Source organism: Microvirga splendida (assembly GCF_016427565.1).
GTDB classification, from domain to species: domain Bacteria; phylum Pseudomonadota; class Alphaproteobacteria; order Rhizobiales; family Beijerinckiaceae; genus Microvirga; species Microvirga splendida.
In genome coordinates this window covers 371,367-397,022 of the sequence record NZ_JAELXT010000002.1, presented here as the reverse complement: position 1 = coordinate 397,022, position 25,656 = coordinate 371,367, and the positions used below count along the sequence as shown (strand labels likewise).

At 64.9% G+C, this 25,656-nt stretch carries 25 protein-coding genes; 13 read left to right on the top strand and 12 right to left on the bottom strand.

The window, feature by feature from the left end; genetic code table 11:
• Positions 1–183: 183 nt before the first annotated feature.
• Positions 184–3,114, bottom strand: coding sequence for a bifunctional diguanylate cyclase/phosphodiesterase (locus JAO75_RS04035; RefSeq protein WP_199046858.1), 2,931 nt, complete (start codon positions 3,112–3,114; stop codon positions 184–186).
• A 275-nt stretch (positions 3,115–3,389) separates the two neighbouring features.
• Here JAO75_RS04035 and JAO75_RS04030 point away from each other — a divergent pair, with 275 nt between their 5' ends.
• Positions 3,390–4,304, top strand: a complete 915-nt coding sequence (locus tag JAO75_RS04030) for a hypothetical protein (protein WP_246742346.1) — start codon at positions 3,390–3,392, stop codon at positions 4,302–4,304.
• A gap of 89 nt (positions 4,305–4,393) precedes the next feature.
• On the opposite strand, the gene ssb is transcribed toward JAO75_RS04030, so the two are convergent.
• Positions 4,394–4,894, bottom strand: coding sequence for a single-stranded DNA-binding protein (ssb, locus tag JAO75_RS04025; RefSeq protein WP_199046857.1), 501 nt, complete (start codon positions 4,892–4,894; stop codon positions 4,394–4,396).
• Between the two features lie 217 nt (positions 4,895–5,111).
• Between ssb and JAO75_RS04020 the strand changes: the two genes are divergently transcribed.
• Entirely contained in the window at positions 5,112–5,921 is an 810-nt protein-coding gene (locus tag JAO75_RS04020) for a class I SAM-dependent methyltransferase (protein WP_199046856.1), read from the top strand.
• Positions 5,922–5,999: 78 nt separating this feature from the next.
• Here the strand turns inward: JAO75_RS04020 and JAO75_RS04015 are convergent, their stop codons facing one another.
• Genes JAO75_RS04015 through JAO75_RS04005 form a run of 3 tightly spaced genes read right to left on the bottom strand, consistent with a single transcriptional unit; the run spans position 6,000 to position 7,328 of the window.
• Positions 6,000–6,275 (bottom strand): hypothetical protein, encoded by a 276-nt coding sequence (locus tag JAO75_RS04015; protein ID WP_199046855.1) that lies wholly within the window; start codon positions 6,273–6,275, stop codon positions 6,000–6,002.
• A 28-nt stretch (positions 6,276–6,303) separates the two neighbouring features.
• Complete coding sequence (locus JAO75_RS04010; protein WP_199046854.1) at positions 6,304–6,717, bottom strand: hypothetical protein; 414 nt, start codon at positions 6,715–6,717, stop codon at positions 6,304–6,306.
• Positions 6,718–6,722: 5 nt separating this feature from the next.
• Positions 6,723–7,328, bottom strand: a complete 606-nt coding sequence (locus JAO75_RS04005) for a hypothetical protein (protein WP_199046853.1) — start codon at positions 7,326–7,328, stop codon at positions 6,723–6,725.
• Positions 7,329–7,621: 293 nt separating this feature from the next.
• On the opposite strand from JAO75_RS04005, the gene JAO75_RS04000 reads away from it, so the two are divergent.
• From JAO75_RS04000 to JAO75_RS03990, 3 genes are read left to right on the top strand one after another with little or no spacing between them, the layout of a single operon-like run.
• Positions 7,622–7,918: a hypothetical protein gene (locus JAO75_RS04000; protein ID WP_199046852.1), complete on the top strand. Its 297-nt coding sequence runs from the start codon at positions 7,622–7,624 to the stop codon at positions 7,916–7,918.
• A complete protein-coding gene (locus JAO75_RS03995) occupies positions 7,918–9,735 on the top strand; it encodes an AAA family ATPase (protein WP_199046851.1) in 1,818 nt (605 codons plus the stop codon). Before JAO75_RS04000 ends, JAO75_RS03995 begins: the two co-directional genes overlap by 1 nt.
• Positions 9,732–10,733 carry a metallophosphoesterase family protein gene (locus JAO75_RS03990; RefSeq protein WP_199046849.1) on the top strand — a complete coding sequence of 334 codons (1,002 nt, stop codon included), beginning with the start codon at positions 9,732–9,734 and terminating at the stop codon, positions 10,731–10,733. Before JAO75_RS03995 ends, JAO75_RS03990 begins: the two co-directional genes overlap by 4 nt.
• Here the strand turns inward: JAO75_RS03990 and JAO75_RS03985 are convergent.
• Positions 10,730–11,380, bottom strand: coding sequence for a hypothetical protein (locus JAO75_RS03985; RefSeq protein ID WP_199046847.1), 651 nt, complete (start codon positions 11,378–11,380; stop codon positions 10,730–10,732). The genes JAO75_RS03990 and JAO75_RS03985 overlap by 4 nt on opposite strands.
• A gap of 362 nt (positions 11,381–11,742) precedes the next feature.
• Between JAO75_RS03985 and JAO75_RS03980 the strand changes: the two genes are divergently transcribed.
• The 3 genes from JAO75_RS03980 (at position 11,743) to JAO75_RS03970 (ending at position 14,928) form a co-directional block, all read left to right on the top strand.
• Positions 11,743–12,414, top strand: coding sequence for a trna delta -isopentenylpyrophosphate transferase (locus JAO75_RS03980; RefSeq protein ID WP_199046845.1), 672 nt, complete (start codon positions 11,743–11,745; stop codon positions 12,412–12,414).
• A gap of 109 nt (positions 12,415–12,523) precedes the next feature.
• Complete coding sequence (gene recD2, locus JAO75_RS03975) at positions 12,524–14,695, top strand: SF1B family DNA helicase RecD2 (protein WP_246742345.1); 2,172 nt, start codon at positions 12,524–12,526, stop codon at positions 14,693–14,695.
• A 65-nt stretch (positions 14,696–14,760) separates the two neighbouring features.
• Complete coding sequence (locus tag JAO75_RS03970; protein ID WP_199046843.1) at positions 14,761–14,928, top strand: hypothetical protein; 168 nt, start codon at positions 14,761–14,763, stop codon at positions 14,926–14,928.
• Here JAO75_RS03970 and JAO75_RS03965 read toward each other — a convergent pair.
• Entirely contained in the window at positions 14,871–16,754 is a 1,884-nt protein-coding gene (locus JAO75_RS03965) for a glycosyltransferase (RefSeq protein WP_199046842.1), read from the bottom strand. The two genes, JAO75_RS03970 and JAO75_RS03965, sit on opposite strands and share 58 nt — an antisense overlap.
• Before the next feature lie 68 nt (positions 16,755–16,822).
• On the opposite strand from JAO75_RS03965, the gene JAO75_RS03960 reads away from it, so the two are divergent.
• Entirely contained in the window at positions 16,823–17,707 is an 885-nt protein-coding gene (locus JAO75_RS03960; RefSeq protein ID WP_199046841.1) for a transporter substrate-binding domain-containing protein, read from the top strand.
• A 104-nt stretch (positions 17,708–17,811) separates the two neighbouring features.
• Positions 17,812–19,533 carry a lysine--tRNA ligase gene (locus tag JAO75_RS03955; RefSeq protein WP_199046840.1) on the top strand — a complete coding sequence of 574 codons (1,722 nt, stop codon included), beginning with the start codon at positions 17,812–17,814 and terminating at the stop codon, positions 19,531–19,533.
• Positions 19,534–19,537: 4 nt separating this feature from the next.
• On the opposite strand, the gene JAO75_RS03950 is transcribed toward JAO75_RS03955, so the two are convergent.
• On the bottom strand, positions 19,538–20,170 hold the full coding sequence (locus JAO75_RS03950; RefSeq protein ID WP_199046838.1) for a S24 family peptidase: 633 nt from the start codon (positions 20,168–20,170) through the stop codon (positions 19,538–19,540).
• Positions 20,171–20,323: 153 nt separating this feature from the next.
• On the opposite strand from JAO75_RS03950, the gene JAO75_RS03945 reads away from it, so the two are divergent.
• Entirely contained in the window at positions 20,324–20,668 is a 345-nt protein-coding gene (locus tag JAO75_RS03945; protein WP_199046835.1) for a DUF952 domain-containing protein, read from the top strand.
• Positions 20,665–21,750, top strand: coding sequence for a quinone-dependent dihydroorotate dehydrogenase (locus JAO75_RS03940; protein ID WP_199046833.1), 1,086 nt, complete (start codon positions 20,665–20,667; stop codon positions 21,748–21,750). The genes JAO75_RS03945 and JAO75_RS03940 overlap by 4 nt, the downstream gene beginning before the upstream one ends.
• Before the next feature lie 9 nt (positions 21,751–21,759).
• Here JAO75_RS03940 and JAO75_RS03935 read toward each other — a convergent pair whose 3' ends face one another.
• Together JAO75_RS03935 and JAO75_RS03930 are read right to left on the bottom strand one after the other, a co-directional pair.
• Positions 21,760–23,097: an MATE family efflux transporter gene (locus JAO75_RS03935; RefSeq protein WP_199046831.1), complete on the bottom strand. Its 1,338-nt coding sequence runs from the start codon at positions 23,095–23,097 to the stop codon at positions 21,760–21,762.
• A gap of 8 nt (positions 23,098–23,105) precedes the next feature.
• On the bottom strand, positions 23,106–23,369 hold the full coding sequence (locus tag JAO75_RS03930; RefSeq protein WP_199046829.1) for a DUF6460 domain-containing protein: 264 nt from the start codon (positions 23,367–23,369) through the stop codon (positions 23,106–23,108).
• A 94-nt stretch (positions 23,370–23,463) separates the two neighbouring features.
• Between JAO75_RS03930 and JAO75_RS03925 the strand changes: the two genes are divergently transcribed.
• Positions 23,464–24,405, top strand: a complete 942-nt coding sequence (locus tag JAO75_RS03925) for an alpha/beta hydrolase (RefSeq protein ID WP_199046827.1) — start codon at positions 23,464–23,466, stop codon at positions 24,403–24,405.
• Here JAO75_RS03925 and JAO75_RS03920 read toward each other — a convergent pair.
• Both JAO75_RS03920 and JAO75_RS03915 read right to left on the bottom strand, forming a co-directional pair.
• On the bottom strand, positions 24,402–25,073 hold the full coding sequence (locus JAO75_RS03920; RefSeq protein WP_199046825.1) for a response regulator: 672 nt from the start codon (positions 25,071–25,073) through the stop codon (positions 24,402–24,404). The genes JAO75_RS03925 and JAO75_RS03920 overlap by 4 nt on opposite strands.
• 128 nt (positions 25,074–25,201) lie before the next feature.
• Complete coding sequence (locus JAO75_RS03915; RefSeq protein ID WP_199046824.1) at positions 25,202–25,654, bottom strand: secondary thiamine-phosphate synthase enzyme YjbQ; 453 nt, start codon at positions 25,652–25,654, stop codon at positions 25,202–25,204.
• Positions 25,655–25,656 lie beyond the last annotated feature (2 nt).

Sequence of the window (25,656 nt, the reverse complement as noted above, 5' to 3'; positions counted from 1 at the left end):
GCGGGGTGGAGCAGCCCGGTAGCTCGTCAGGCTCATAACCTGAAGGTCACAGGTTCAAATCCTGTCCCCGCAACCAACATCATACCAAAGCCCCTGACGGTGAAAACCGCAGGGGCTTTGCTTTGTAAGACACCGTAACGAGCGTAGAATGAATCGAGTGGCGCTCGCCCGCGGCGCAAAAACTCAGTTCCCATGGAAGCGCTCCAGCAGTCCGGGAACCTTCGTGCCGGGAACGGCTTCGGAATACAGAAATCCCTGCGCATAGTGGCAGCCGAGGCGCTTGAGGCGTTGCGCCTGGTCAGGTGTTTCCACCCCTTCAGCCGTGATCTTCATGTTCAGGCTCCGCCCGAGGCCCGCGATGGCTGCGACGATCGCTTCGTCGTCCGTGTCCTGATCGAGGTCCTCGACGAAGGTCCGGTCGATCTTCACATGGTCGACTGGGAACTGCTTGAGATGCATGAGAGAGGCGTAGCCGGTTCCGAAATCGTCCAGGGCAATGCCGATGCTGTTGCTGCGAAACTGCTTGAGGATAGCCGATATGCACTCGGAGCTTCTGCCGAGGAGCACGGTCTCGGTGATTTCGACTTCGAACGCCTCAGGACTGACTTGAGCGCCCTGAAGAACCTCCAGGATCTCTTCCACCAGCCGGGGCTGGCTGAAATCCGCGGATGAGAAGTTCACGGCAACGCGCCCGAAGGGCAGGTTGCCGTCGTCCCAGCGGCGCATGTCGGCCGCAACCTTCGTGACCAGTTGCCGCCGGATGGCCGGGGCGAGATCCGCATCTTCGAAGGCGGCTCCGAAGAAGGCCGGCCCCAGAATGCCCTTCGTCGGGTGCTCCCAGCGCGCCAGCGCCTCGAAGCCGACGATCCGTCCGGTCGCAAGGCAGATCTTGGGCTGATAGAACGGAACGATGTGGTTGCGGGCCAGACCCTCGCGCAGTTCGGCTCCCAGGGAGACGCGCTTTTCGATCTCGCGCCGCATGACGGGCGAGTAGGTCAGGACCCGGTTCCGGCCCTGCGCCTTGGCCCGGTAGAGCGCGATGTCGGCGCTCTTCATCAACCCGGCGGGGTCGGAATCGTGCTCCGGAAACGCCGCCACGCCAATGCTGGCCCGGCTGGAGACGGTGCGCCGCTTGTAGGTGAACGGCTCACGCAGCTTTTCGATGAGGCTCTGCGCAAACTCTGCGGCCTCCTTCAGCGTCGACGGCTGGGCGAGGAGCACCGCGAACTCATCGCCTCCCAGCCTCGCGACGGTATCGGAGGGATGCACAAGATCGGCGAGGCGGCGGGCCGCCTCCTGCAGCAGAGCATCCCCGGCATCGTGACCGAGGGTGTCGTTCACGTCCTTGAAGTCGTCCAAGTCGATCAGGAGGAGGCTGATGCTTGTCCTGCTGGTTTCGGCACTCGCCAGAGCCTGCTCGAGGCAGCGGTGAAACAGCCCCCTGTTGGGTAGTCCGGTGAGTGAATCGTGGTTGGCGGCCCGCCAGATCTCTTCTTCCGCGGCCTTGCGCTCCGTGATGTCGAAGGTGACGCCGACCACGCGATCGGGTGAGGCGAGCTCGGCGCGGGAGCCGAACCAGAGCACCTTTCCGCTCGGCAGGATGTATCGGAACTCGGACGTGTAGGATCCCTGGGTTTTCACCACCTGGGCGAAGTGCTGGCGCAGCACCCGATCTTCGGGATGCACCTTGTCGAGAAAGTCAGCCAGCGGGCCGGAGCCGACGCCGAGAAGGGACACCGCATTCTGGGAGCGGGTGATGTAGTCCGTCCGGAGATCCTGCTCCCAGGCGAACATGCGCCCGGCATGGAGGGCTAGGCGCAGCCGCTCCTCGCTCTCCCGCAGTCGCTCCTCGACCTGCTTGCGGTCGTGAATATCTGCAACGCTGCCCACCCATTCGCGGATGGTTCCATCCGGGTTCCGCAGGGCGACCGCATTGGCAACCATCCAGCGGTAGTCGCCGTCGGCAAGCCTGATCCGAAACTCGTTCTGATACGGAACACCGGAGGAGACCGCCCACAGCCACGCGGCTTTGACCCTGGCCACGTCGTCGCGATGGACGAAGTCGAGCCATCCCTGGCCTGCATACGCATCGCCGACGAGGCCACCGATCTCCAGGGTGCCTTCGAGATGCGTCAGCCTTCCATCGGGGCCGGCGAGCCACAGCACCACGGCGCTCGCCTCCAGGAGGGCCTTGTACTGCTCCTGCCTCTCGGCTGAAGCCCTCTCGGCCGATCTCCAGTCATGGATGTCCGTATAGGTGCCGAACCAGCGCTCGACCCTGCCCTGTGCGTCGCAGGAGGGGAGGGCCCGAGCCAGGATCCAGCGATACTCGCCTGAATGATGCCGCAGACGGCAGGTCGCCTCATAAGGCTCGCCGGTGCGGGCCGAGTGCTGCCACCGGGCCCAGGTCGGGTCGCGGTCGTCGGGATGGAGCATCTCGATCCAGCCCAGGCCCGTGGAACTGCCGGCCGGCGCACCGGTGAACTGATACCAGTGCCTGTTGGAATATTCATCCTGCCCATCGGCCTGGGCCGACCAGATCATGTGCGGCAGCGCGTCTGCGAGCTTGGCGAAGGATCGCGGTTCCTGGGCGATGGTCTGCTCGGCCCGTCTGAGCCTGAGCAGGTTCATGACCGAACCGGCGAGCATCGCGAGCGTATCCTGCTGTTCCTGCGTCAGGCCCTCGGGTCTCGGCTGCGGATCGAGAACGCAGACGGTTCCGAGAGGCAGGCCCTCATCCGTTCTGATGACGGCGCCGGCGTAGAAGCGAATCCCGGGTTCCCCCTGCACGAAGGGGTTGCAGGCAAAGCGCGGATCCCGCAGGGCATCCGGCACAATGAAAGGGTCCGTCTGCAGGATGGCCTGGGCGCAGAAGGCGGTGTCCAGGGAAGTCTCCCGCAGGTCGACCCCGACCGCAGCCTTGAACCATTGCCGATGCTCATCCACGAAGGTGATCAGGGCGATGCGCGTTCCGCACACATGAGCCGCAACCCTGGCGAGGTCGTCGAAAGCCCTCTCGGGCTCCGTTCCCACAACAGCAAAGCTGCGCAGCGCCGCGAGGCGCTCGGCCGCCGACCAGGAGGGGGAGGGAGGCACGGCAAGGGGCTTCGTCATGGTCTTCCGGGCCCTCAAGGACGGAGTTCTGCCGGAGAGGAAAGGGCCCGGTCCCGATCAGAACGATTGAATAAATACTGTATCATTTTGAGAAATTTCAGGAGATCGGCCAGGACAATACACGAGATTGCTTCCTGAAAGCTGAATTTTGGGTGTGACTCATTCTTGCTCCGGGCCCCGGGCAGAGGCCTTGAATGGGGGGCGGGATCAAATCCCCTGTACGGCTGTTGTGACTTCAGGGTGTCGTGCATCATGATGTGAAGAGCCGGTCCTCCATGGAGATTGCGTCCGCATTCCGGGTCATGCCGTCCGATGACGAGGAGAAACCGGGGGCTTGTGCGGTTTTTCCTTACGACCGGGATCTGGTGCGGCGCTTTCGTGAGGCCTTCCCGCGGGCCCGATGGCGCGCAGCCGAGCAGCACTGGTTCGTGCCCGGCACCACGGCAGTCCAGCGCCTCGATGTCTGGGTGGCGCAGGAACTGCAGAACCTGGATCGGCACGCCGATGAGAAGGGACGGGATGCTTTCGCGTTCGAGCCCCTGGAGAGCCCTTATCTCACGATCGCAGACGACCTGAGGGTGCGCACGCCCTATTCCCGCACCATCGTGGAGGCGCTTCGCTCCATTCCCTGGGCCGCCTGGGATCCCGAGGAGCGCATCTGGCGGGTGCCGTTCCGATCCTACGAGGACCTGAAAGCGCGCTGGGAGGACATCGAGGAGGCGGCGCGGCGCAACGAACCCGCCGCCCGCCAGAAGCGGCGCGAGGAGCAGAAAGCGCACGTGTCCGAGCCGTCGGGCCGGGTTCAGGCGGAGCGCCGCCGCAGGCGCTATCCCGTGCCGGGAGACGACCTGCCGCCGTTGGGCTTTCCGGTGTCGACCGATCGCTGGGGCATCGTGGTCTTCGAGGATATCGAAGGCGAACCTATTCAGGATGCTGAAGTGGCCGATCTGTATCCGCACATGCGGACCGATCAATCCGGCTACGTCTGGGCCCGCTGGCGCATGCCGACCCTGCATGAGGTTTATCGCACCAGGCCGTCGCGTGCGGAGGACGACCCTGAGCTTCGCGCGGTCCGAGGCTGGTGGTGGGCCAGCCGCGAGGAGCTGCGGGAGAGGGCGCGCAAGCTGCGCGAGGTGGAGCGCATGCAACGCGCGCGATACGAGGCGCGGAAAGCCTCTGCCGACGTTTGAGGCCTGCGCCGGGACATGAAAAATCCGGGCGTGGAGCCCGGATTTCGAAGACCTCGGAAGATCTCGGAAGACCTCGATTGTGCGTCTCGTCAGAACGGGATGTCGTCGTCGAAGTCGCTGTGGCGGGAAGCGCCCGCCGGTTCGGGCCTGCGCTCCATCGGCGAGGACCGTCCGAAGTCGCCGCCTCTGGCGATCTGGCCCTGCTCCTCGTCGCTGTACTCGGAGGCGCCACCGCCGCCGCGGCTGTCCAGGATCGTCAGCTCACCGCGGAACCGCTGCAGCACCACCTCGGTCGAGTACTTCTCCACGCCCTGCTGGTCGGTCCACTTGCGGGTCTGCAGCTGGCCCTCCAGGTACACCTTGGAACCCTTCTTCAGGTACTGCTCGGCCACACGGGCCAGGTTCTCGTTGAAGATCACCACCGAGTGCCACTCGGTCTTCTCCTTGCGCTCGCCCGTGGCCTTGTCCTTCCAGGTCTCGGAGGTGGCAATCCGCAGGTTCACCACCGGATCCCCGCTGCCCAGACGGCGGACCTCAGGGTCGCGACCCAGGTTGCCCACCAATATCACCTTGTTCACAGATCCAGCCATGATGGCCTCTCCATTTCATCTCTCCTGAACGGCTGGGGCATCACGAATGCCGCACGTTTTCAGGTCGGTTGCACATTCCTGCCCCAAGGTGGGCATCACCTATTGTTCTATATTTGTTCCACGTGAAACACAAGAGACGAGTTGATTGCCTCCCGATGTCGGGGACGGGGCGAATGGGCTAAACAGGAGCAGCCACGCTGAGCCTCCGGAGCCTGCCATGAACGATGAGACCTTGAACGAAGCGGCTGTCGCCGCTGCGTGGGATCGCAATGCCGCCCTTTGGACCGAAGAGGTGCGGTCCGGCTTCGACTTCTACCGCGAGCTTTATACGCTTCCGGCCTTTCTGGACTTCATGCCGTCCATCGCGGGGCAGCAGGTCATCGATCTGGGCTGCGGCGAAGGCTCCAACACGCGCCGCTTCGCGCAGCGCGGCGGAATCATGACCGGGATCGACCTCTCTCCTGAGATGATCAAGCGTGCCCGCCAGACGGAGGCGGAGGAGCCTCTCGGCATCGCTTATGAGCTTGGCTCCTTCAGCAAGCTCTCGCCTTTCGACGACGAACAGTTCGACTGCGCCGTGTCCACCATGGCGCTCATGGATGGCCCGGACTTTCCGTCTGCCATGCGTGAGGCTTGCCGGGTTCTGAAGCCCGGCGGGAGCCTGTGCTTCAGCGTTCTGCACCCCTGCTTCATCACTCCTGCCCTCCAGTGGCTGACGGACGAGGAGGGATCCTACCAGGGCCTGCGTGTCGGCCGCTATTTCGAGAGAACGCCCTTCATCGAGCGCTGGCGGTTCGGCCGGCGTCCCCAGACCGCCAAGCTCGTTGCGTATGACGAGCCTTTCGAGGTGCCGCGCTTTCCACTGACGCTCTCCGACTACGTGAACGCCGTCAGCGAAGCGGGATTACGGATCGTGAAGATGGAGGAGCCGCGGCCAAGGGAGGAGCTGGCGCGCGAGCATGCATGGCTGAACCGCTGGTATCAGCATGCGCCTCTTGTGCTGTTCATCAGCGCCGTCAAAGCGTGACGGCGATCAGCTCAGAGCGCCAGCGCATACAAAAATAGCGGTGATGGGGATCACCGCTATTCGAAGGCAATGGTGAATTTACTCGGCCGCCTGGAGATAGACCACCTTCGATTGCTCGTCCTTCACTTCGCGCAGGGTGCGCGCCATGTAGGTGAGCTGCTCGATGGCCTTCTCGAGATCGTCCTTGGTGCCCACCTCGAGATCGTAGGCCCTGCGTCCCCGGTAGAGCCGGTTGACCTGACTTTCCATATCCGCGGCGGCTTCGCGGATGCGGTGGACGAGATTGTCTGCGATGACATTGGCGTTGCCGTCGACAACGCAGAAGCCGACATCGCTTGCGCGAACCTTAGCCATGGGTTGATACCTCTTCTTGTTGTTCGTTTCAGGCAACGGCCCGCTCTCCATGCGCGGCATGGATGCCGAGCCGGCGGGCCAGGGAGTGTTTCGTCACGGGGCCGATCCAGGGCAGCGTTGCGAGAAAGCGCAGCTTGTCCGGGCTTGCCGTGTATTCGTCGAACAGGCGCTCACGCTCGCGCCAGACCCTATCGATGGCCTCGGCCTTCGCCGGGTGGCGAAAGCCCACGCGCACCGTGGAGCCGACGCTCAGCGCGCGCATGCAGCGCTCGAACGTGCGGCGTCCGATGGCGGGCGTCACGCTGGCATGGCAGATCGTCTCGATCACATGCTGCGCGAATTCGTCCGCCGTTTCAGGCGCCGGATTCTCCGCACCGGAGATGTCGCCCTGAAAAGCGCTTGCGCCGGTGCGCATGATCTCTTCGAGCCCAAAGTTCGGCATTGATCTCACCGTATGTTCCAGGCTGCCTGCAGCAGCCGAACGAGCTTCGTTCCGGTCTTTCGAATCCGGCGCGGCGCCTGCCAGGAGGGACTGGCTTCACGGGCCGGGTTCAGGCGTTCGGAACGTTGACGCGGGTTCTTCAGGACGAGGCGCGCACCCAATTCGGTGCGAATGCGCCAGGCTTCGGCCGGGCTCTGAAAACCTTGGCTATTCAAGGGTTTATGCGAAGGGCGCGGCTTCAATAAAATGGGGTTTCGGCCCTCGGAATGCAAGGGGCGCGGGACCGCCGGAACGGAGCCAGCATGGGCCCGCGCGGCCTTCGGCCAGGGCGAGACTTCGCAGCGCGCGACCTTCAGGCTCTGCGCCAGCTCCACGCCCGCACTCACGCCGAAAACCGAGAGCGCGCAGGTGAAGGCTTCCGAGAACGGCTGCATGCCGCACCAGCTCTTCTCCGCCATGTGCAGCGGCCACGACCACAGCCCGTCCTCGCGCCGCTGGCCGAGGCTGTCGCGGTCGATGAAATAGCCGGTCCGCTTGTGCTCGAGGCCGCTCTCGCTCACGAGCCATTCCTCGTTCTCGAAAATCGGCCGCTCTTCCGTCATGACGCTCATCACGAGATCCTTGATGCCAAGGGCCGTTCAGCACCGCCCTAATGAGGTCACATCCACGACGCATACAGATGATGTGAACAAAACAAGAACATAGCCTCGGCGGGCTCTGTGTCAAGCAAAGTCCGCTGTTTGAGACTGTAATCTTGGAGTAACGGATACTATGTGGAGGGTCGGGTGCCAGGATTGAAGACATCGTCCCCGATCCAGACCAAAAAGAGGCAAAGTCGTTGCGACGAAATAGCGCTGACGATAACTGAAGCTCGACCATTCACCTGCAGCGGAGCCGCGATTCCATGACCAGCCTGTCACGCCTCGAAACAGACCAGCTCCGCCGCCTGGAGGAGATGCGCAAGACCTTCGATAAATTGCGCGCCGAGCGGATCAGGGCCGAGGGCGAGGTCGAGCGTCTGGCGCGTGAACTCGAAGAGGCGCGCGCACTCGCCAAGGCAGAGCTCGGAACCGACGACGAGGCGCAGATCCAAGGCTTGATCGACGAGGCCCAGGCACGAAACGCCAAGCTCGCGGAGGAGTTCGGCGTAGCCCTGCGCGAAGTCGAGACGCGCCTCAGGCAACTTGGAGACGAGCGTTGATGTTGGCCTCTGCCACTCACGATGTCGGCCGCGCTGAGGCATCGCTCGCGCGCCTCGAAGGGCGGCGCGATGCTATCCGCACGCGGGTCAACGAGCTGACGCGCGAGATCGAATTCGCCAAGGGCCGCCTTGCGGTCAAAGACGAGGTGGAAGCCTTCATCGAGGCTGTTCATGGCTCGGCGAGCCGCCGCAGCCTTGCGGCCTTCGAGACGCTGCTGACGGCCCTCGTGCAGGAGGTGCTGCCCGGCGAGAAGCCTGTGGCTCTGGAACTGTCGACAGAGCGGGGCCTTGCCTCCCTCGACATCTGCGTGCGGCGCCCGGACGGCTCGCTTGAGGACGTGCTGGAGGACAATGGCGGCGCGCTCACCAACGTCATCGGCATGGCCCTGCGCCTGATCGCCGTGGTCAAGGCGGATGTCGCGCGCTTCCTGGCGCTGGACGAAGCGGATTGCTGGATCGCGCCGGAGCGCGTGTCGTCCTTCTACACGGTGCTGGAAGACGGCGCGGCACGCCTTGGCGTGCAGTGCCTTGCGGTCTCGCATCATGACCTGTCGCAGTTCTCCGGCAAGTTTCATATCGCGCGCATCGTCGGCGAGCCCGCCACCGGCGTCGAGGTGCTGTCCTCCGACACCGGCCAGCTTTGGGACGATGCCCAGCCGGGGCTGCGCTTCATCCGCCTCGTCAACGTGCAGGCCTATACGGATGCGACGCTGCATCTCGGCCCCGGCGTCAATGCGCTCATCGGGCCGAACAACCGCGGCAAGTCCACCTTCATCCGTGCTCTGCGGGCGGTGTTCTACGGCGAGGCCCGCGACAGCCTCGTGCGCGCCGGCGCGAAATCCGCCATGGTGGAGATCGGCGTCGCCGGAAACCGCCTTTTGCGCTTCACGCGCCAGCCGCGCCGCTCGCCTGTCAACATCTGGTCCCTGCATGAGGCCGATGGCTCCGTCGTCGAGGCGCAGGGCATGCGCTACGAGACCGGTGGGCGCGCGGTGCCGGATTGGGTCGCCGATCTCATCCGCATCCGCAAGGTCGAGGATCTCGACGTCCACATCGCGCATCAGAAATTCCCCGTTTTCCTGCTGGGCGAAACGCCGTCGCGCCGCTCTGCGGTTCTCTCCATCGGCCAGGAGGCTGGCTATATCCGCGACATGCTGGTCATCCACCGTGAGCGCTGCCGCCGTGACAACGATCTCGTGCGAAACGGCGAGCGGGAGCTGATCGCTTTGAGCGAGACGCTCGATGGGCTCGCCGAACTCGAGCCTTTGAAGGAGAAGCTGTCCGCTGCGCGCCGGCAGGCGGAGCATCTCACCATGGAGGCGGCACGGCTGGAGCAGCTGCAGAAGCATGCGGCGCAGCTTGCCACGACGCGTCGGCGACTGACGACGGCCGAGGCGCGCGCCCGCATTACCGAGATGCTTCCTCCCGCGGAGCGGCTTGCCGATCTCACCCGTACGGTCGAGCGCGCCCGCGAGCGTGAGCGCATCGGGCGGCAGGTGCTGCAGCTCGGCCGCGATCTGACGCGTGCCCGAGCGCGGCTGGACGCGTTGCATGGCCTGCCGCAGGCCGTGCCGGCCCTTGAAAACACCGCCTCGGCACAAAATATCCTGAAGCGGATGAACGATCTTCATGCAGCCTCCCGGATTGCCGGAAGCCGCATGGCTCAGGTCGACGAGGGGCTGACATCCCTGCAGGCCGAGATGGCGCGCCTCGTCGAGGAGACCGGCGGGCTGTGCCCCACCTGCGGTTCGCCCGTTAGACCTGAGACCCTGCTCGACCACCACGCCCATTCGCCCACGGAGCGGCTCACCGCATGATCCTGACCGGAGATCGTCTTCCCTCTTTTGCCTGCAACGGCATTCTCGTGATCGGGGACCCGCATGTGGGCTCGCGGCGTCCGGGTCGGCGCAAGGATGCGGTGTGGCCTCAGGCCGTGCTCGGCAAGCTGGAGCGCTGCGTGTCCATCGCCAACGAGCGGCAGCTCGCCGTTGTCATTCTCGGCGACCTCTTCGACCGTCCGGTTGAGACCGATGTGGCGCTCAAGAACCAGCTCATCCGCGTGCTGAAAGGCTTTCGCCACCGGCCCCTCGTGAACGTGGGCAACCACGACATCCAGCACACGACGCTCACCGACAGCGACTCGCTGGCGCTGCTGGGTCTCTGCGATGTGGTCGACGTGGTGGCGACATCCGCGCCTGTGGCCGAGTTCGAGATCGGAACCCGCCGGGTCGGCGTCGGCATGACGCCCTACGGCCAGGCCATTCCCACCGATGCGCGCGGCTCTTTCACCAGTGTCGATCTCCAGGCCTGGTTCACGCATCACGATATCGCCTTCGACGGGGGCTATCCCGGTGCCGTTCCGCCGTTCGCGGTCGAGGGCTGCGATGTGCTGATCAACGGGCACATCCATAAGACGCAGAAGGCCGTTCTTGCGGGCCGCACGCGCTGGCTCAACCCCGGCAACATCACGCGCCAATCCGTCGATCTCGTGGATCACGTGCCGCGCGCCTGGGTTCTGGATGGCAGCGGCGAACTGGAAGCGCAGGCGCTGCCCTTCGAGAGCAACGTGTTCGATCTCACCGGACGCGTCGTCGACGCCGCCGACGAGGCGCTGGTGGCGCGCGAGGTGGAGAGCGCCTTCGTCACCCTGCTTCAGGCAGAATCCTCAACCGAGCTGAAGCGCAGCGGCGACGGCTCGATCATCCGCGACGAGATCGAGGCGAAGTTTACCGCCGACAGCACCTCGGACGCCGTGCGCGCCATCGTACGCTCGCTGCTGGGCGAGGCGGTGGAGCGTCACGCGGCGCAGTCTTAAAACGCAAACGGGTCTGCGAAGGGGAGGCGGCGCCGGCGCACCTGTGTCTCGGGCAGGATCGGGCGGTTGATGTCGACCGCAACCAAACCCTCGCAGGCGAGCGCCAGAACGGCCGCGACACCGTCCTGCGTGTTCATGACGGCGCTGGCGCAATCGACGAGCCGCATGGTGCCGAGTTCGTCGAGTTGGTGCAGGATACGCACCCGGTCGCCCGCCGTCACCGGCGTGCGCTTGCAGGCCATGATCAGCCGCATGGCGGTAAAGCGCGGCTCCGCCCGGATGCTTGCCGCCGTCTCGATCAGGAAGGGGCGACCGTCGGCGGCGGTGATGCCATGGATCGAAGCCGCGCGCAGGGGATGGATCAGAAGATCGTCGTCCGTCACCACGTCCACCAGATAAGCCGAGCCGTCGCGCACGATCTCGAAATCGGCCACATGCTCGATTGCCTCGTCACCGATGGCGAAGGTGGCCGGGTCGGCGGGTGCACGCAGGGACTCGACATCCGCATCCAGTTCGCAGAGCGCCAGGAAGTCCGCGACCAGGGCGTTTCGTGTGAGGGGCGTCGCCGGGCGCTTGGCAGCCCGGCGGGCGCCGCCACGGCGGGCGGGGCGTCGATCCGAAAGGTCGAGGATCGCTTGCGCGGACATCCGGTCCTCCAGGGTGGCGGTTATGACAGGCAGTTAGGCGTCCGTGAGATCCAGCGGATTTTTGCCATTCTGACGATGAGAACATATATAGAACAAGATGCATATGGTCAAATCATGACGCTTCATCGGATCGCTTGAGCAGGGCTCGTGACCTGAAGAGAAGAAGCTGGCGATTGGGACAAAATGGCACACTCATTAAGTTGCTGATATTTATCAGATAAAACGTCACGGGTGCTGTACCCGAATTGGACCTGGAAACTGAAATTTGCTATAGAACAAAAAACGAACACGCCAGCCGCAGAAGACGATTTCGACAAGAGCGTGAGCCGATGTGCGGGCCCTGATAAAAGGTAGGATCGAGGATGAATACGACCGATAAGAAAATCTCCGAGGTGCTGGCCAAGTTCGGCGAACCGATGGCCGGCAATGTCTGGCGGGTCCAGGGAACGGCCGTGGTCTACCACAAGACGCTTGAGCGCATCGCCGCCCAAGCCAACGTGGTCTTCGACGAGCCCAAGATCATTCGCGCCGAGCGCGACGAGGCAGTGATCCAGGTCACCGGCCGCATGGGCGATCGGGTCGAATGGTCGATCGGCGAGGCGCTGATCGGCGTGAACTACCGCGTCTCGGGCAAGCAGGCAGCCTATGTGTATGCCATGGCCGAGAAGCGCGCGAAGGACCGCGTGATCCTCAAGCTCATCGAGCTGCACGGCTATGTCTATTCCGAGGAAGAGGCGGACGAGTTCAAACAGGGCCGTCCGGGCTTCACCGATCCGCACGTGGAGCTCGAGAAGACCGACACCCAGCCGCAGAAGGGCAGGATCGAGGCCGCTGCCGCCGACGGCAAGGTCGAGGACGACCTGAGGGCGAAGATCAAGAAGGCCAAGACCATCAACGCGGTCACGGACCTGATGCTCCATGCCGACACGCAGAAGGTGCTCGCCGAATTGCCGGAGGGCATCCGCGACGAGATCCGCGATTATGCCAAGGCACGGCTCGTCGAACTCGGCTGGCCGACCAAGAAGGCGGCCTAAATTCCGCTTTGATCATGGGCGAGACGGGACAATGCCGTCTCGCCCTTTCTCTTATCCAGTGGCGTCCCGGCGCTCATGGTCTCTCTGATCGATGCCGAAATCCTCCGCCATGGCTGCTTCCGATCAGGAGGCGCTGCTCCTCTCCGAATATCTCGTCGGCTCCATCGAGCGGGTGACGTTCCACAACGATGAAACCGGCTTCTGCGTGCTGCGCGTGAAAGCGCGCGGACATCGCAAGCCCGTTGTCGTCGTAGGTCATGCGCCGTCGGTCGCCATCGGCGAGGTGGTGGACGCAAGCGGCGGCTGGCTGCACGACCGCAACCACGGGGTCCAGTTCCGCGCGAGCGAACTCGTCACCACGGCGCCGACCACGGCGGAAGACCTGCAGCGCTTTCTCGGCTCCGGCCTCCTGAAAGGCGTCGGGCCCTCTCTTGCCCAGAGGCTCATCGCATCGTTCGGCGCGCGCATCCTCGATGTGATCGAGACGAAGCCGCACGAGCTGACACGCGTGCATGGCATCGCGATGGCCAAGGCGCTCAGCATCGGCGAGGCCTGGGCCGAGCATCGTGCGCTGAAGGACATCGCAGCTTTCCTCAACGCCCATGGCATCGGCGGCTTTCTGCTCACGCGCATCTACCGCGCCTATGGCGTCGGGGCGATCGACATCGTCAAGGCCAATCCCTACCGGCTCGTCCTCGACATCCCCGGCTTCGAGTTCGCGCTCGCCGATCAGGTGGCGCTGCAGCTCGATGTGGAGCCCACCGCCGCCATCAGGCTGCAGGCCGGTCTGTCACAGGTCCTCTCCGAGGCCGTGAGGGAAGGGCATTGCGGCTTGCCGGCCGAGGAACTGCTGCGGCAGGCCAGCCGCCTGCTCGAAATAACAGAAGCCGAACTGAAGCCGGTGCTCGATGCACAATGTGCGGCAGGCCAGTTGATCGCCGACGAACTCGATGGGTGCCGCAGCATCTTCCTGAAAGGCCTCTACGGCGCCGAGCTCTTCATCGCCCAGCGCGTGAAGGAGATCGCACAGGGGCTGCACCCCTGGAACGGGTTCGACAGCGAGCAGGTGATCGCAGAAGCCGAAGCCGCCATCGGCGTGTCCTATTCGCCGAGCCAGCGCGAGGCGCTGGCCAAGGCTTTCCGCTCGAAAGTGCTCGTCGTCACCGGCGGGCCCGGCGTCGGCAAGACGACGCTGATCAGGAGTCTGACGCATCTGTGCGCGCAGCACGGGCTGACGATTGCGCTCTGTGCACCGACCGGGCGGGCTGCGAAGCGGCTGTCGGAAAGCACGGGCTTTCCGGCCAAGACCGTCCACCGCCTGCTGGAGGCCTCTGAAGGCGGCTTCCGGCGCAATGCCAAGATGCCGCTCGACTGCAATCTCCTCGTGGTCGACGAGGCCTCGATGCTCGACATCCGCCTGATGGCCGCGCTGCTGCGCGCCTTGCCGGACGAAGCCTCGCTCGTGCTCGTGGGCGACGTGGACCAGCTGCCGTCCATCGGCCCCGGGCAGATCCTGTCCGACATTATCGCATCCCATGCCGTACCGGTGGTGCACCTGAGGGAAGTGTTCCGGCAGGAGCGGGAGAGCCGCATCATCACGACAGCTCATGCCATCAACCGCGGGCTCGTCCCGGATCTTGGGCATCAGCCGGATTCTGATTTCTACTTCGTCGAGGCCGACACGCCGGCCGAGGCCATGGCCAAGATGACCATCCTGATCCGAGACCGCATTCCGCGACGCTTCGGCCTCGATCCGGTGCGGGACGTGCAGGTGCTGTGCGCCATGAACCGTGGACGGCTCGGCACGCATATGCTGAACGGAGAACTGCAGCAGCTTTTCAATCCGCCGGGCCTCGAGAGCCTGCACCGGGCAGGCTGGAGTTTTGGGCCTGGCGACAAGGTCATGCAGGTGCGCAACGATTACGAGCGCGATGTCTATAACGGCGAGGTGGGCATCGTGCGCGAGGTGCGGCGCGACCATGGCGAACTCACCGTCGCTTTCGACGACAGGCTGGTGGTCTATTCCCTTCAGGAACTCGACGAGTTGGCTCTCGCCTACGCGGTGACGATCCACAAGGCGCAGGGCTCCGAATATCCGGCCGTGGTCATTCCGGTCGCCCTGCAGCAGGTCTCGATGCTGCGGCGCAAGCTTCTCTATACGGGGGTGACGCGTGCAAGCCGTCTGGTGATCCTCGTCGGCAGCCGCGCCGCCCTCGTCCAGGCCGTCGGCTCGGAAGAGGAGCCGCGCCTGTCCCGGCTCAGGAACTGGCTTGAGGCCTGATCTCTTCCGCCAAAGGCCAAAGCACTCTATATCTGCTCCTGCAGAGGCACCCTCTGGAGCAGGGAATGAGCACAGAGACCGAGCATACCGATCGGCAGGAGCAGCGGGCCCGCGTGGGCCTCGTCGCGGCAGCAATCCTGTGCCTGGTGGCCTCCGGCGGCCTTCTGTGGTGGCGCTATGGTGGCGCCGTGTTCACCGATCTGGTGACCGCCGGGCTGGCTTGGTGCTTCTGAAAAAGCCCGGCCCGCGAGGTGCGGGCGAGGCCATGGCTCGTCTTGTTCCAGCGGAACGGCGCGACGGCCAGCTCCCATAAACCCCTCCAGGCAGCAACGCTGACGAGGCCGTAATAGAGCGGCAGCAGCAGGATCCACGGCATAAGCCGCCAGAGTCCGCGCCTGTGCAGGGCGACGCAGGCGGGAACGACCATCGCGAATGCACCGGACACGAACAGCGTCAGCGCATAGGCGTTGACCGCTGTCGTCCAGCGCAGGGCTTGGACCTGTTCGGTCTCGACGAGCCATGACGCCAGATACAACCCGGTGAACAGCGGATAGACCAGAGCGCTGAGCACGGCTCCCCAGGTCAACGCAAGAGCGCCGGAGAAACGCCAGAACCCGAGCTGGCGCAGCATGATCCAGGGCCTGCGCGTATGGCTCGCGGCGGTCTGCACGTAGCCCTTCATCCATCGCGTCCGCTGGCGCATCCAAAGTATCAGGGTGCCTGGTGCCTCCTCGAGGGTGGATGAGGGGAGGTCCTTCACCTCATAGCCGAGCCGCGCCAGGCGAATGCCGAGATCGGCATCCTCGGTCACGTTCCAGGCATCCCAGCCATGGATTCTTCGAAGCACTGGGGTGCGGAAATGGTTCGAGGTGCCGCCCAGGGCGATGGGACTGCCGATCTCCGCCAAACCCGGATTGAGCACGTCGAACAACGCCGCGTATTCGATGGTGAAGAGCCGTGTGAGCCAGGTGTCGTCGGTGTTGTCGATGGTCAGCCGCGCCTGCAGGCATGCGATGCGCGACGGGGCGTCGGCAAAGCGGGCCACGGCCAGGCGCAGCTGCCCCGGATCGGGCACGTCCTCCGCGTCGTAGATCACCGTGTAGCGGCCCAGCGCCAGCGGCAGGGCGACATTGAGCGCGCGGGGCTTGGTACGCGGCTCGCCAGGCGGGGCGATGAGGATTTCGACATTGCCCGGCAGGGCGATAGAGCGCAGAGCCTCCGGCGTCTCACGGTCGTCGGTCTCCAGCACGAGCTTGATGTCGAGCTTGGCGGCCGGATAATCGAGCCGCGCCAGGGCTTCCAGAAATCGGGCGACGACGCGCTTTTCCCGATAGAGGGCGGCGATGATCGTGTAGACCGGCAGATCCGCGTCCTCGGCACGGGGCGGCTGGGCCAAGGGTTCGACCGGATTGCTCAACCCCGATGTGGCGAGCCGGAGAACGATAACCCCGAGGAACAGGGGGCCCATCGCTGCGCCGAGAACGCCGATGGCAGGTCCGGGCGCATGGAAGAGACCGAACGAGATCAGCGTCAGGACGACGAACAGGAGGGCGATCTGCCCGTAGCTGATGCCGGTCGCCGGGTCTGGAGCCTTGTCGGCCAGGTCATGGGCGGCCCGCCGGGCGATGAGCGGGGCTTGAGCCCGAAACACGGCCTTTCTCAGCCGTGTGGGCGTGGTGATGGCCAGCAGCCGACCGGCGGAACGGCTCCTGATCAGGTGAGCCAAAGCGGAGCCCCGGGGCGCCGAGACGAAGCCCGGTTTTGGCCGGGCGAGAGGGGCGATGCCGGCCAGGATGCTTTCCGGATAGCGCACCTTCGGCGACAGGCGCGGGCTTGCCAAGAACGGCAGGCCGAGTTCGGCCGCAAGGGCTCGGTAGAACTCATCCTCCGGGATCAGCCCCTCCCGGATAAGATATTCATCGGCCGATACCCCAGCGGCTTGGGCGAAGGCGGCGGCCTGCCACAGGACTTCCGGGGCATGCCCGTGATGGCTGAGAAACCCGATCTCGATCGGCAGCGCTGTTGACTGTGCGGCCCTGTCCGCTAGACCCTGCCTCATGAGCGTCGGGTGCTTCCCTTAGGCATTCCTGAGCAGCGCAAAGCCAAGTGCAAGAGAATGTCGCCCTGATGGTCCTAAATATCGTTACATTGGTCGCCCGCCTTTGCCGCAAGATCAAGCCCCTCGGGTGGGCCGAGGTGGTTCTGCCCCTGGCGGCGGCGCTCACGGCCGGCGCGGTTCAGGCTCAAGGGGTGAACATCCCGAATTTCTGGGATCCTCGGACCCAGCTCGAGCGCCCGGAGCTGCCGGCCACCCGCACGATCCGCTTCCTGGTCGACGACGATTTTCCGCCGCTCCACTTTCCCGGCCTCGACGGCAACCCGACCGGGCTGTCGGTGGAACTCGCCCGGGCGGCCTGCGAGCGCTTAGGCCTGACCTGCACGGTGCAGGTGCGCCGCTTCGATACGCTGTTGGAGGCCCTCGGCGAGAAGCAGGGCGACGTAGTGGCAGCCGCCATCCCCATCACGGCCGATCTGCGGCGCCGCTTTGCCGTGACCGGCCCCTATTTCAAGATCCCGGCCCGCTTTGCCGTCCGCAAGGACAAGAGCCTGCCGGTGCCCGACGCCAAGGCGCTGCAGGGCAAGACCCTCGGCGTCGTCGGCGGCACGGCCCATGAGGCCTACGCCAAAGCCTTCATGGGAGGAGCTACCCTCAAGCCCTATCCGGAGCTGGCGGCGGCGCAGGCCGCCCTCAAGGCCGGTGAGATCGACTACCTGTTTGCCGACGGGCTCGGCCTTTCCCTCTGGATCGGCGGCGAGGAGGCGGCGGGATGCTGCGACTTCTCGGGCGGCCCCTATCTGGAAAGCCGCTTCTTCGGCGAGGGCATCGGCTTCATCACGCGGACCGAGGATGAAGCCCTGCGGCGGGCTCTCGATTTCGCGCTCCAGCAGCTCTGGCGGGAGGGGAAATACGCCGAGCTCTACCTGCGCTTCTTCCCGACGAGTCCCTACTGAGGCTTTCCGAGCCATCAAGGGAAGGGTTTACCGCATTGACCCTCGCGGGTCTGATCCCTAGTGTGCCGCGCTTCTGGAAGCATTTCCTTTAAGCACTTAGGCCCATGTCCCGAACCCTGTCTCTCGATCCTGCCCTGATTGAAGCCGCCCAGACCGCCAATGCCTGGCCTTTCGAGGAGGCCCGCAAGCTCGTCGAGCGTCTCAAGAAAACGGGCAAGAAGGAGGCTCTGTTCGAGACCGGCTACGGCCCCTCGGGCCTGCCTCATATCGGCACCTTCGGCGAGGTGGCCCGCACCAGCATGGTGCGGCATGCCTTCCGGGTGCTGACGGGCGACGCCATCCCGACCCGCCTCGTCGCATTTTCTGACGACATGGACGGCCTGCGTAAGGTGCCGGACAATGTCCCTAACAAGGAGCTGGTAGCTGCCTCCCTCGGCAAGCCCCTGACCCAGGTACCGGACCCGTTCGGGACGCATGAGAGCTTCGCGCATCACAACAATGCGCGCCTGCGCGAGTTCCTCGACGCCTTTGGCTTCGACTACGAGTTCATGTCCGCGACCGAGTGCTACAAGGCCGGCAAGTTCGACAAGACGCTGCTCACGGTGCTCGAGCGCTACGATGCGGTGATGGCGATCATGCTGCCCTCGCTGCGGGAGGAGCGCCAGCAATCCTATTCGCCCTTCCTGCCGATCCACCCGAAGACCGGCATCGTGATGCAGGTGCCGCTCGACGAGCGCAGGCTCGATGCCGGCACCATCGTGTGGCGCGATCCCGAGACGGGCGAGCGCTTCGAGACGCCGGTGACCGGCGGCCATGCCAAGCTGCAGTGGAAGCCCGATTGGGCCATGCGCTGGGTGGCGCTCGGCGTCGATTACGAAATGGCCGGCAAGGATCTGATCGACAGCGTGAAGCTCTCGGGAGAGATCGCCAAGGCGCTCGGCGGCCTGCCGCCGGAAGGGTTCAACTACGAGCTCTTCCTCGACGACAAGGGCCAGAAGATCTCCAAGTCCAAGGGCAACGGCCTCACCATCGACGAGTGGCTCACCTACGGCACGCCGGACAGCCTCCGGTTGTTTATGTTCAACAAGCCGCGCGAGGCGAAGAAGCTTTATTTCGACGTGATTCCGCGCCAGGTGGACGACTACCTGACCTTCCTGGAGAAGTATCCGGCGCAGGACGCGAAGGCGCGCCTGATGAATCCGGTCTGGCATCTCCATGGCGGCGAGCCGCCGGCACCCGAACTGGTGTCTTCGGAGGGCTCCAACCAGCCCGGCACGACGATCTCGTTCTCCATGCTGCTCAACCTTGTGGCGGTGGCGAATTCCGAGGATCCCGGCGTGCTTTGGGGCTTCATTCGCCGCTATGCGCCAGGCGTCTCGCCCGAAACGCACCCGCGCCTCAACAGCCTCGTGAAGCGCGCGGTGCGCTACTTCGAGGATTTCGTGAAGCCGCAGAAGACCTATCGCCTGGCGGACGAGGTCGAGGCTGCTTCCCTGCGGCGCCTGGAGGAGGTGCTCGGATCCTTCGAGGCAGGCGAGCGTCCCGCAACGGCGGAAGCGATCCAGGAAGAGATCTACAATGTCGGCCGCGCGGAGCCGCGCTACCAGGATCTCAAGGCCAAGGGCGCGACGCCCGAGCGCCCGGGCGTGTCCATCGAGTGGTTCAACACGATCTATCAGGTGCTGCTTGGCGAACCGCGCGGTCCGCGCTTCGGCTCGTTCGTCGCTCTCTACGGCGTGAAGGAGAGTCGGGCGCTGATCCGCAAGGCGCTCGACGGCGAACTCGTGCGCGAGCACGAAGCCTTCCTGAAAGATCGCGCCGCCTGACGGCTTACTGCCTGGCCCACATGATCCGGGCTGTCCACGCGATCTCCTCGGTAGGGATCGCCTGATCCTCCTGGTCCCTCACGAGGGAGGTCATCTCCAGGGTCTTGGCCGAGCGGCGCTTGAGCTCCTTGGCTAGGATCTCCCCGTTCGTGGTGCACACCACGATCCGGTCACCCTTTCGGGTGCTGGCGGTGGGCGACACGATGAGCACGTCCCCGTCCCGGTAGAGCGGCGCGAGCGTGTCGCCGGTGACCTCGAGGGCGAAGACCTTCTCCTGGCCGAAGTCCGGGAACTCGAGTTCGTCCCAGCCGGAGCCTTCCGTCGGCGTGCCGTCCTCGTTGAGGATCTTCCCAGAGGCGGCTTCCTCCATGCCGATCAGCGGGATCATGGAACGGCGCAGGGAGCCGGTGGGTTCGACGAGGCGCAGGAAATCCTCGAGCGTTGCTCCGGTGGCTTTCAGGATCTTCGAGATCGACTCCGTCGAAGGCCAGCGCTCCCGGCCCTCGGGGCTGACGCGTTTCGACCTGTTGAAGCTTGTTGCATCGAGACCGGCCTTGCGGGCCAAGCCCGATGCGGTCATGCCATGACGTGATGCTAACGCATCGATAGCAGCCCAAACGCGTTCGTGGGACAACATCGTAAAAACCTTCGCTAGAAGCGAATAACTGAAAGCGAACCTATGAATAGGAATTAAGATTGTTCTAAGGCATAGACAACGGGCTCCCGCCTCTTGAGACAATATGTCTAATCAGGGTTGCTCCTGAAGCGACGCACGACTAATCGGTTTTTCATGCACATTATCTACAAAATATGCCCGGCATTGCTCTGGCGCGAGGCTGAAGCGGCCGGTTTCTTCTCGGGAGCGCCCATCGACATACAAGATGGGTACCTCCACTTCTCAACCGCCGAACAGGTTCACGAGACGGCCATGAGACACTTTGCCGGTCAAAGCGATCTTCTGCTGATCGCCATCGATGCCGACTCACTCGGGCCCGCCTTGCGTTATGAGCCTTCGCGTGGCGGGGATCTCTTCCCGCATCTCTACGCTCACCTGCCTTTATCGGCTGTGCGATGGGTGAAGCCGCTGCCTTTGGGCGACGATGGCCAGCACGTGTTTCCGGATCTCGACGCATGATCGGCGCGCTGTTCTCCCTTGCGCGGCCGGCGCTGCATGCGCTCGATGCCGAGACCGCGCATCAGCTGACGATCAGGGGCCTTTCCCTGATGCCGGTGATGCCCGCGCCTGCGGACGATCCCCGTCTTTCGGTCGACGTGTTCGGCCGGTCGTTCCCCAATCCCATCGGGCTCGCGGCCGGGTTCGACAAGCAATGCGAGGTGCCGGATCAGCTCCTCGGTCTCGGGTTCGGCTTCGTCGAACTCGGCGGCGTCGTGCCGAAGCCGCAAGCGGGCAATCCGCGACCGCGCGTCTTCCGTCTCGCCAAAGACGAAGCGGTGATCAATCGCTTCGGCCTCAACAGCGACGGGCTCGACGTCGCCTGCCGGCGCCTTTCGCAGCGACGCGGGCGACCCGGCATCGTGGGCGTCAATATCGGGGCGAACAAGGAATCGGCCGATCGCATCGCCGATTACGTCCAGTGCATCCAGCGCCTGTGCGGGCTTGCCGACTTCCTGACCATCAACGTGTCCTCGCCCAACACGCCGGGCCTGCGCGATCTGCAGGGCGAGGCGTTTCTTGACGATCTTCTCGCTCGCAGCATGGAGGCGCGGGACAGGGTCGAGAAGGGCAGACATAAGACGATCGTGCTCCTGAAGATCGCGCCGGACATCTCGCTCGATGCGCTCGACGCCATCGTCGCCACGGTGCTCAAGCGCGGCATCGAGGGGCTCACGGTGTCCAATACGACCGTCGCCCGGCCCGACACCTTGCAGGAGAAAGCCCTGGCCTCGGAGACGGGCGGCCTCTCGGGCAAGCCTCTGTTCGTTCCCTCCACGAGGCTTCTGGCCGAGTCCTTCCTGCGGGTCGAACGCAAGATCCCGCTCATCGGCGTCGGCGGCGTGGATTCCTCCGAGACCGCATGGGCGAAGATCCGCGCGGGCGCCAGCCTCGTGCAGTTCTACTCGGCCATGGTCTACAAGGGTCCGGGCCTCGTCGGCGACATCAAGAGTGGTCTGGTGAAGACGCTTGAGAGCGAGAATACATCGCTGGCGCAGGCGCTCGGACGCGACGCTGCCGCGATTGCCCGCGGAGAGTTCTGAGTTCTGTCTTCAGCCGAGGCTGGCGAAGGTCTTCCTCGCCAGCCTCGGATAGAGCATGAACTGCCCAAGGCCTCGCGCGCCCAAGAAAACGAGCAGCGCGATCCAGAGCGACGTGTTGCCGAGGCTGCCGGCGGCGAGAAGGATGCCGGCATACACCACGAAGGCGACGACCATCAGGTCGCGCATGGAGCGGGTCCAGGTCGCGCCCGTGTAGATGCCGTCGAAGGCAAAGGCGGCTGCGCCGACAAGAGGCGTCAGGGCTGCGAAGACGAGATAGTCGCGTGCATAAGCCCGCACGTCCGGATTGGTCGACACGAAGTCGATGAACGGCCCGCCGCCGATCAGGAAGAGCGCCGAGACGGCAAGGCCGAAGCCGAGGCTCCAGACCAGGCTCAAGCGGGTGGCGCGGCGGAAGCTGCGCTCGTCGCGGGCGCCGATGCTCTGGCCGCACAGGGTCTCGGCCGCGGTGGCGAAGCCGTCGAGGAAATAGCCGCCGATCAGGAACATGTTGTAGAGCACCGCATTCGCCGCGAGCGTCACGTCGCCGGAGCGGGCTCCGAGCGCGCTGAAGATCGAGAACGCGAGGATCAGCGCCACGTTGCGGATCATGATGTCCCGGTTCATGGCGAGCGTCTGCACCATCGCGGCCCGGTTCAGCACCTCGGGCCATGTGACGGCGAACGGGTTCGATCCGAGACGCCGCAGCACGACGATGCCCAGGCCCACGCCCAGCACCTCCGCCAGCGCCGTGCCGATGGCCGCGCCTGCGATGCCGAGGTCGAGACCCAGCACCAGCGCCATGGTGAGCAGGATGTTGATGACGTTGATCGCCACCTGCAGGAACAGGCCGAGATCCGTGCGGCCGCGTCCCAGGGTGGAGCCCAGGATGACGTAGTTCGCCAGGGTGAAGGGGGCGGACCAGATGCGGATGAAGAAATAGGTCGAGAGCGCCTCGGTCACCGCCTCGCTGGCACCCGCCATGGAAAACGCGAAGGCCGCTATGGGCCATTGCAGCAGGATCAGCACGAGACCGGTGGCTGCCGCCACCAGAAAGGCACGGGCGAGCGTCACATCGACCTCGTGCCGGTTGCCGGCGCCCGTCGCTTGGGCCGTGAGGCCGGCTGTGGCCATGCGCAGCGACCCGAAGCTCCAGAACACGAAGTCGAAGATGACGGCGCCGAGCGCCACCGCGCCCAGAAGATGCGCCTCGCCCAAGCGGCCGATCACCGTCGCGTCGACGAGCCCCAAGAGGGGCGTCGTCACATGCGACAGGGTCATCGGCAGCGCGAGCGCCAGGATGCGGTAATGGGAGATGTCCAGCCGCTGCGTGCTCGGTGAGCCGTCCATGGCGGGTCTCAGCGCCGGCTGCCGAACAGGCGGGAGATCAGCCAGAGCGGGACCACGATGACGGCGCCATACAGGATCCAGAGGCCGACCTCCTGCACGGTCTCGAAGCTGAGATCGAGAACCGAGGCGATCCAGTTGAACAAGCCCTCGATCAGCCCGAGGGGCGTGATGTCGAGGAAGGCCAGGAAGGCGCCGACGAGGAGCGACAGGAAGATCAGCTTCGCCAGCACCGAGCCGGGGGAGCCGCCGAGAAAACGGTTCAGGTTGGACATGCACTCATCTCGTCAGAAAGCGTAATGGACCTTGAGCTTTGCGTGTGCTTCATCGCAGGGGCCGGCGACGAACGCAACCCAACCCGAGTTCCGCATGATCGACCCCGCCCTCTTCGATCCCTCCGCCGTCAGTGAGGAGATCCGTGCCCAGAATGCCGAGATCGTGGCCAAGCTCTCGAAGCTTGGACGCTATTGGGAGGCGCCTCCCGCCCTGATCCGGGAGAACCGGCGCAAGGGCCTTGGGGCCTTCCCGCTCATGCCCCTGAGCAGCAAGGCCAAGCTCATCACCATCGACGGACCGGGCGGGCCGCTTACCTTACGCATCATCGCCCCGGAGAACCCGCGGGGCGCCTATCTCCACCTCCATGGCGGCGGATGGACCATCGGCACCGCCGACGAGCAGGACCCCTGGCTCGACCGGCTGGCCGACAGGTGCGGGCTCGCGGTGGTGTCCGTCGAATACCGGCTGGCGCCCGAGCATCCATTTCCGGCCGGTCCCGACGATTGCGAGGCGGCGGCCCTCTGGCTGATCCGCGAGGCGGAGAGCCGGTTCGGCACCTCGCGCCTGTTCATCGGCGGCGAGTCGGCCGGAGCCCATCTCTCGGCCCTGACCTTGCTGCGCCTTCGTGACAAGCATGGGCTCACCCCGTTCAGGGGCGCCAACCTCTTCGCCGGCTGCTACGACGTCAGCCTGACCCCGAGTGCGGCCAATTGGGGCGACGAGCCGCTCATCCTGAATACTCCCGGGGTCAAGATTTTCGCGGACAATTTCTGCGGCCCGGATCTCGACCGGCGCGATCCTGCGGTGTCGCCGCTCTATGCGGATCTGAAGGGCCTGCCGCCTGCGCTGTTCTCGGTGGGCACCCGCGACCTGCTTCTGGACGACACGCTGTTCATGGCGTCCCGCTGGGTGGCGGCGGGCAACAAGGCCGACCTCGCGGTCTGGCCGGGCGGTGCCCACGTGTTCATTCGCTTCGACAGCGCGCTCGCCGAGCAGGCGCTGTCGCGGATCGATGCCTTTATCGAGGGTCTTTAATCCACGCCCGCCTGGGAGGGGCGCTGGGTCACGCCGATCTTGGAGGCGGCGATGACCGCCTGGGTGCGGCTGTCGACCCCGAGCTTGTCGAGGATCGCCGAGACGTGGGCCTTCACGGTGGCCTCGGAGACGCCGAGCTCGTAGGCGATCTGCTTGTTGAGCAGGCCCTCTGACAGCATGGTCAGCACGCGCACCTGCTGCGGGGTCAGGGTGCCGAGACGGCGCACGAGATCGGCGGTCTCCGCATCCTCCGTCGCCGAGAGGTCCACGTCCGGCGGGGTCCAGGTGTCGCCGGCCAGCACCGCCTGGATCGCGCCGCCGATGCTGTCGATGTCGATTGATTTCGGGATGAAGCCGGAGGCGCCGAAATCCATGGCCCGGCGGATCACGGTCGGCTCTTCCGTTGCGGACACGATCACGACGGGCAACTCGGGATACTGCGCCCTCAGCGACATCAGGCCGGAAAAGCCCTGGACGCCCGGCATGGTCAGGTCGAGCAGGATCAGGTCGACGTCGCGTTCCTGCGAGAGGGTGGCGTTCAGGTCATCCATGCCGCTCGCTTCCATCACCCGGGCCTGGGGCATGATGGAGGCGACGGACTGCCTCAGCGCGCCGCGAAACAGCGGATGGTCGTCGGCAATGATGATCGTGGTGGACTGACTTTGCACGTGTGCCTACTCCCACGAGACGCTTGCCTTGTGCCTTAGCCGCATCCTTGAGGATATGGCAAGGCGGCAAACGCCATTCTCCGCTATTCTAAGGGAAACTACGGAGGCGTCACATGCAATCATGTGGATTACGCCCCGATCAGATGGACGATCAGGTCGCGGGTGTGCGGCCGATCCCGGTGCTCGACGAGGTAGACCCCCTGCCAGGTGCCGAGCACCATCTGGCCGTCCACCACGGGAATGCTGAGCGACACCTCGGACAGCATGGTCCTGATATGGGCCGGCATGTCGTCCGGCCCTTCCGTTGCGTGAACGTAGCCGGCATCGCGTGGGGCCAGCCGGTCGAGGGCCGCCATGAGGTCCTGGCGAACGTCCGGGTCGGCATTCTCCTGGATCAGCAGCGAGGCCGAGGTGTGGCGGCAGAACACCGTCAGCAGGCCGTTCAGGACCCCGGTGCCGAACACCCAGCGCGACAGGGCCTCGGTGATCTCGATGAAGCCCTGGCCGTCGGTTTCCACCACGAGCCGGCCGTTCACCTGCTGGGTCACGCTCGCTTCCGAGAGGGTTTCCACGTCGAGCATCG

What these genes read in the sequence shown, in the direction of transcription:
- JAO75_RS04035 (WP_199046858.1), bottom strand. Translation starts at nt 3,114, where the DNA reads ATGACGAAGCCCCTTGCCGTGCCTCCCTCCCCCTCCTGGTCGGCGGCC.
- JAO75_RS04030 (WP_246742346.1), top strand. Translation starts at nt 3,390, where the DNA reads ATGGAGATTGCGTCCGCATTCCGGGTCATGCCGTCCGATGACGAGGAG.
- ssb (WP_199046857.1), bottom strand. Translation starts at nt 4,894, where the DNA reads ATGGCTGGATCTGTGAACAAGGTGATATTGGTGGGCAACCTGGGTCGC.
- JAO75_RS04020 (WP_199046856.1), top strand. Translation starts at nt 5,112, where the DNA reads ATGAACGATGAGACCTTGAACGAAGCGGCTGTCGCCGCTGCGTGGGAT.
- JAO75_RS04015 (WP_199046855.1), bottom strand. Translation starts at nt 6,275, where the DNA reads ATGGCTAAGGTTCGCGCAAGCGATGTCGGCTTCTGCGTTGTCGACGGC.
- JAO75_RS04010 (WP_199046854.1), bottom strand. Translation starts at nt 6,717, where the DNA reads ATGCCGAACTTTGGGCTCGAAGAGATCATGCGCACCGGCGCAAGCGCT.
- JAO75_RS04005 (WP_199046853.1), bottom strand. Translation starts at nt 7,328, where the DNA reads ATGAGCGTCATGACGGAAGAGCGGCCGATTTTCGAGAACGAGGAATGG.
- JAO75_RS04000 (WP_199046852.1), top strand. Translation starts at nt 7,622, where the DNA reads ATGACCAGCCTGTCACGCCTCGAAACAGACCAGCTCCGCCGCCTGGAG.
- JAO75_RS03995 (WP_199046851.1), top strand. Translation starts at nt 7,918, where the DNA reads ATGTTGGCCTCTGCCACTCACGATGTCGGCCGCGCTGAGGCATCGCTC.
- JAO75_RS03990 (WP_199046849.1), top strand. Translation starts at nt 9,732, where the DNA reads ATGATCCTGACCGGAGATCGTCTTCCCTCTTTTGCCTGCAACGGCATT.
- JAO75_RS03985 (WP_199046847.1), bottom strand. Translation starts at nt 11,380, where the DNA reads ATGTCCGCGCAAGCGATCCTCGACCTTTCGGATCGACGCCCCGCCCGC.
- JAO75_RS03980 (WP_199046845.1), top strand. Translation starts at nt 11,743, where the DNA reads ATGAATACGACCGATAAGAAAATCTCCGAGGTGCTGGCCAAGTTCGGC.
- recD2 (WP_246742345.1), top strand. Translation starts at nt 12,524, where the DNA reads ATGGCTGCTTCCGATCAGGAGGCGCTGCTCCTCTCCGAATATCTCGTC.
- JAO75_RS03970 (WP_199046843.1), top strand. Translation starts at nt 14,761, where the DNA reads ATGAGCACAGAGACCGAGCATACCGATCGGCAGGAGCAGCGGGCCCGC.
- JAO75_RS03965 (WP_199046842.1), bottom strand. Translation starts at nt 16,754, where the DNA reads ATGAGGCAGGGTCTAGCGGACAGGGCCGCACAGTCAACAGCGCTGCCG.
- JAO75_RS03960 (WP_199046841.1), top strand. Translation starts at nt 16,823, where the DNA reads ATGGTCCTAAATATCGTTACATTGGTCGCCCGCCTTTGCCGCAAGATC.
- JAO75_RS03955 (WP_199046840.1), top strand. Translation starts at nt 17,812, where the DNA reads ATGTCCCGAACCCTGTCTCTCGATCCTGCCCTGATTGAAGCCGCCCAG.
- JAO75_RS03950 (WP_199046838.1), bottom strand. Translation starts at nt 20,170, where the DNA reads ATGTTGTCCCACGAACGCGTTTGGGCTGCTATCGATGCGTTAGCATCA.
- JAO75_RS03945 (WP_199046835.1), top strand. Translation starts at nt 20,324, where the DNA reads ATGCACATTATCTACAAAATATGCCCGGCATTGCTCTGGCGCGAGGCT.
- JAO75_RS03940 (WP_199046833.1), top strand. Translation starts at nt 20,665, where the DNA reads ATGATCGGCGCGCTGTTCTCCCTTGCGCGGCCGGCGCTGCATGCGCTC.
- JAO75_RS03935 (WP_199046831.1), bottom strand. Translation starts at nt 23,097, where the DNA reads ATGGACGGCTCACCGAGCACGCAGCGGCTGGACATCTCCCATTACCGC.
- JAO75_RS03930 (WP_199046829.1), bottom strand. Translation starts at nt 23,369, where the DNA reads ATGTCCAACCTGAACCGTTTTCTCGGCGGCTCCCCCGGCTCGGTGCTG.
- JAO75_RS03925 (WP_199046827.1), top strand. Translation starts at nt 23,464, where the DNA reads ATGATCGACCCCGCCCTCTTCGATCCCTCCGCCGTCAGTGAGGAGATC.
- JAO75_RS03915 (WP_199046824.1), bottom strand. Translation starts at nt 25,654, where the DNA reads ATGCTCGACGTGGAAACCCTCTCGGAAGCGAGCGTGACCCAGCAGGTG.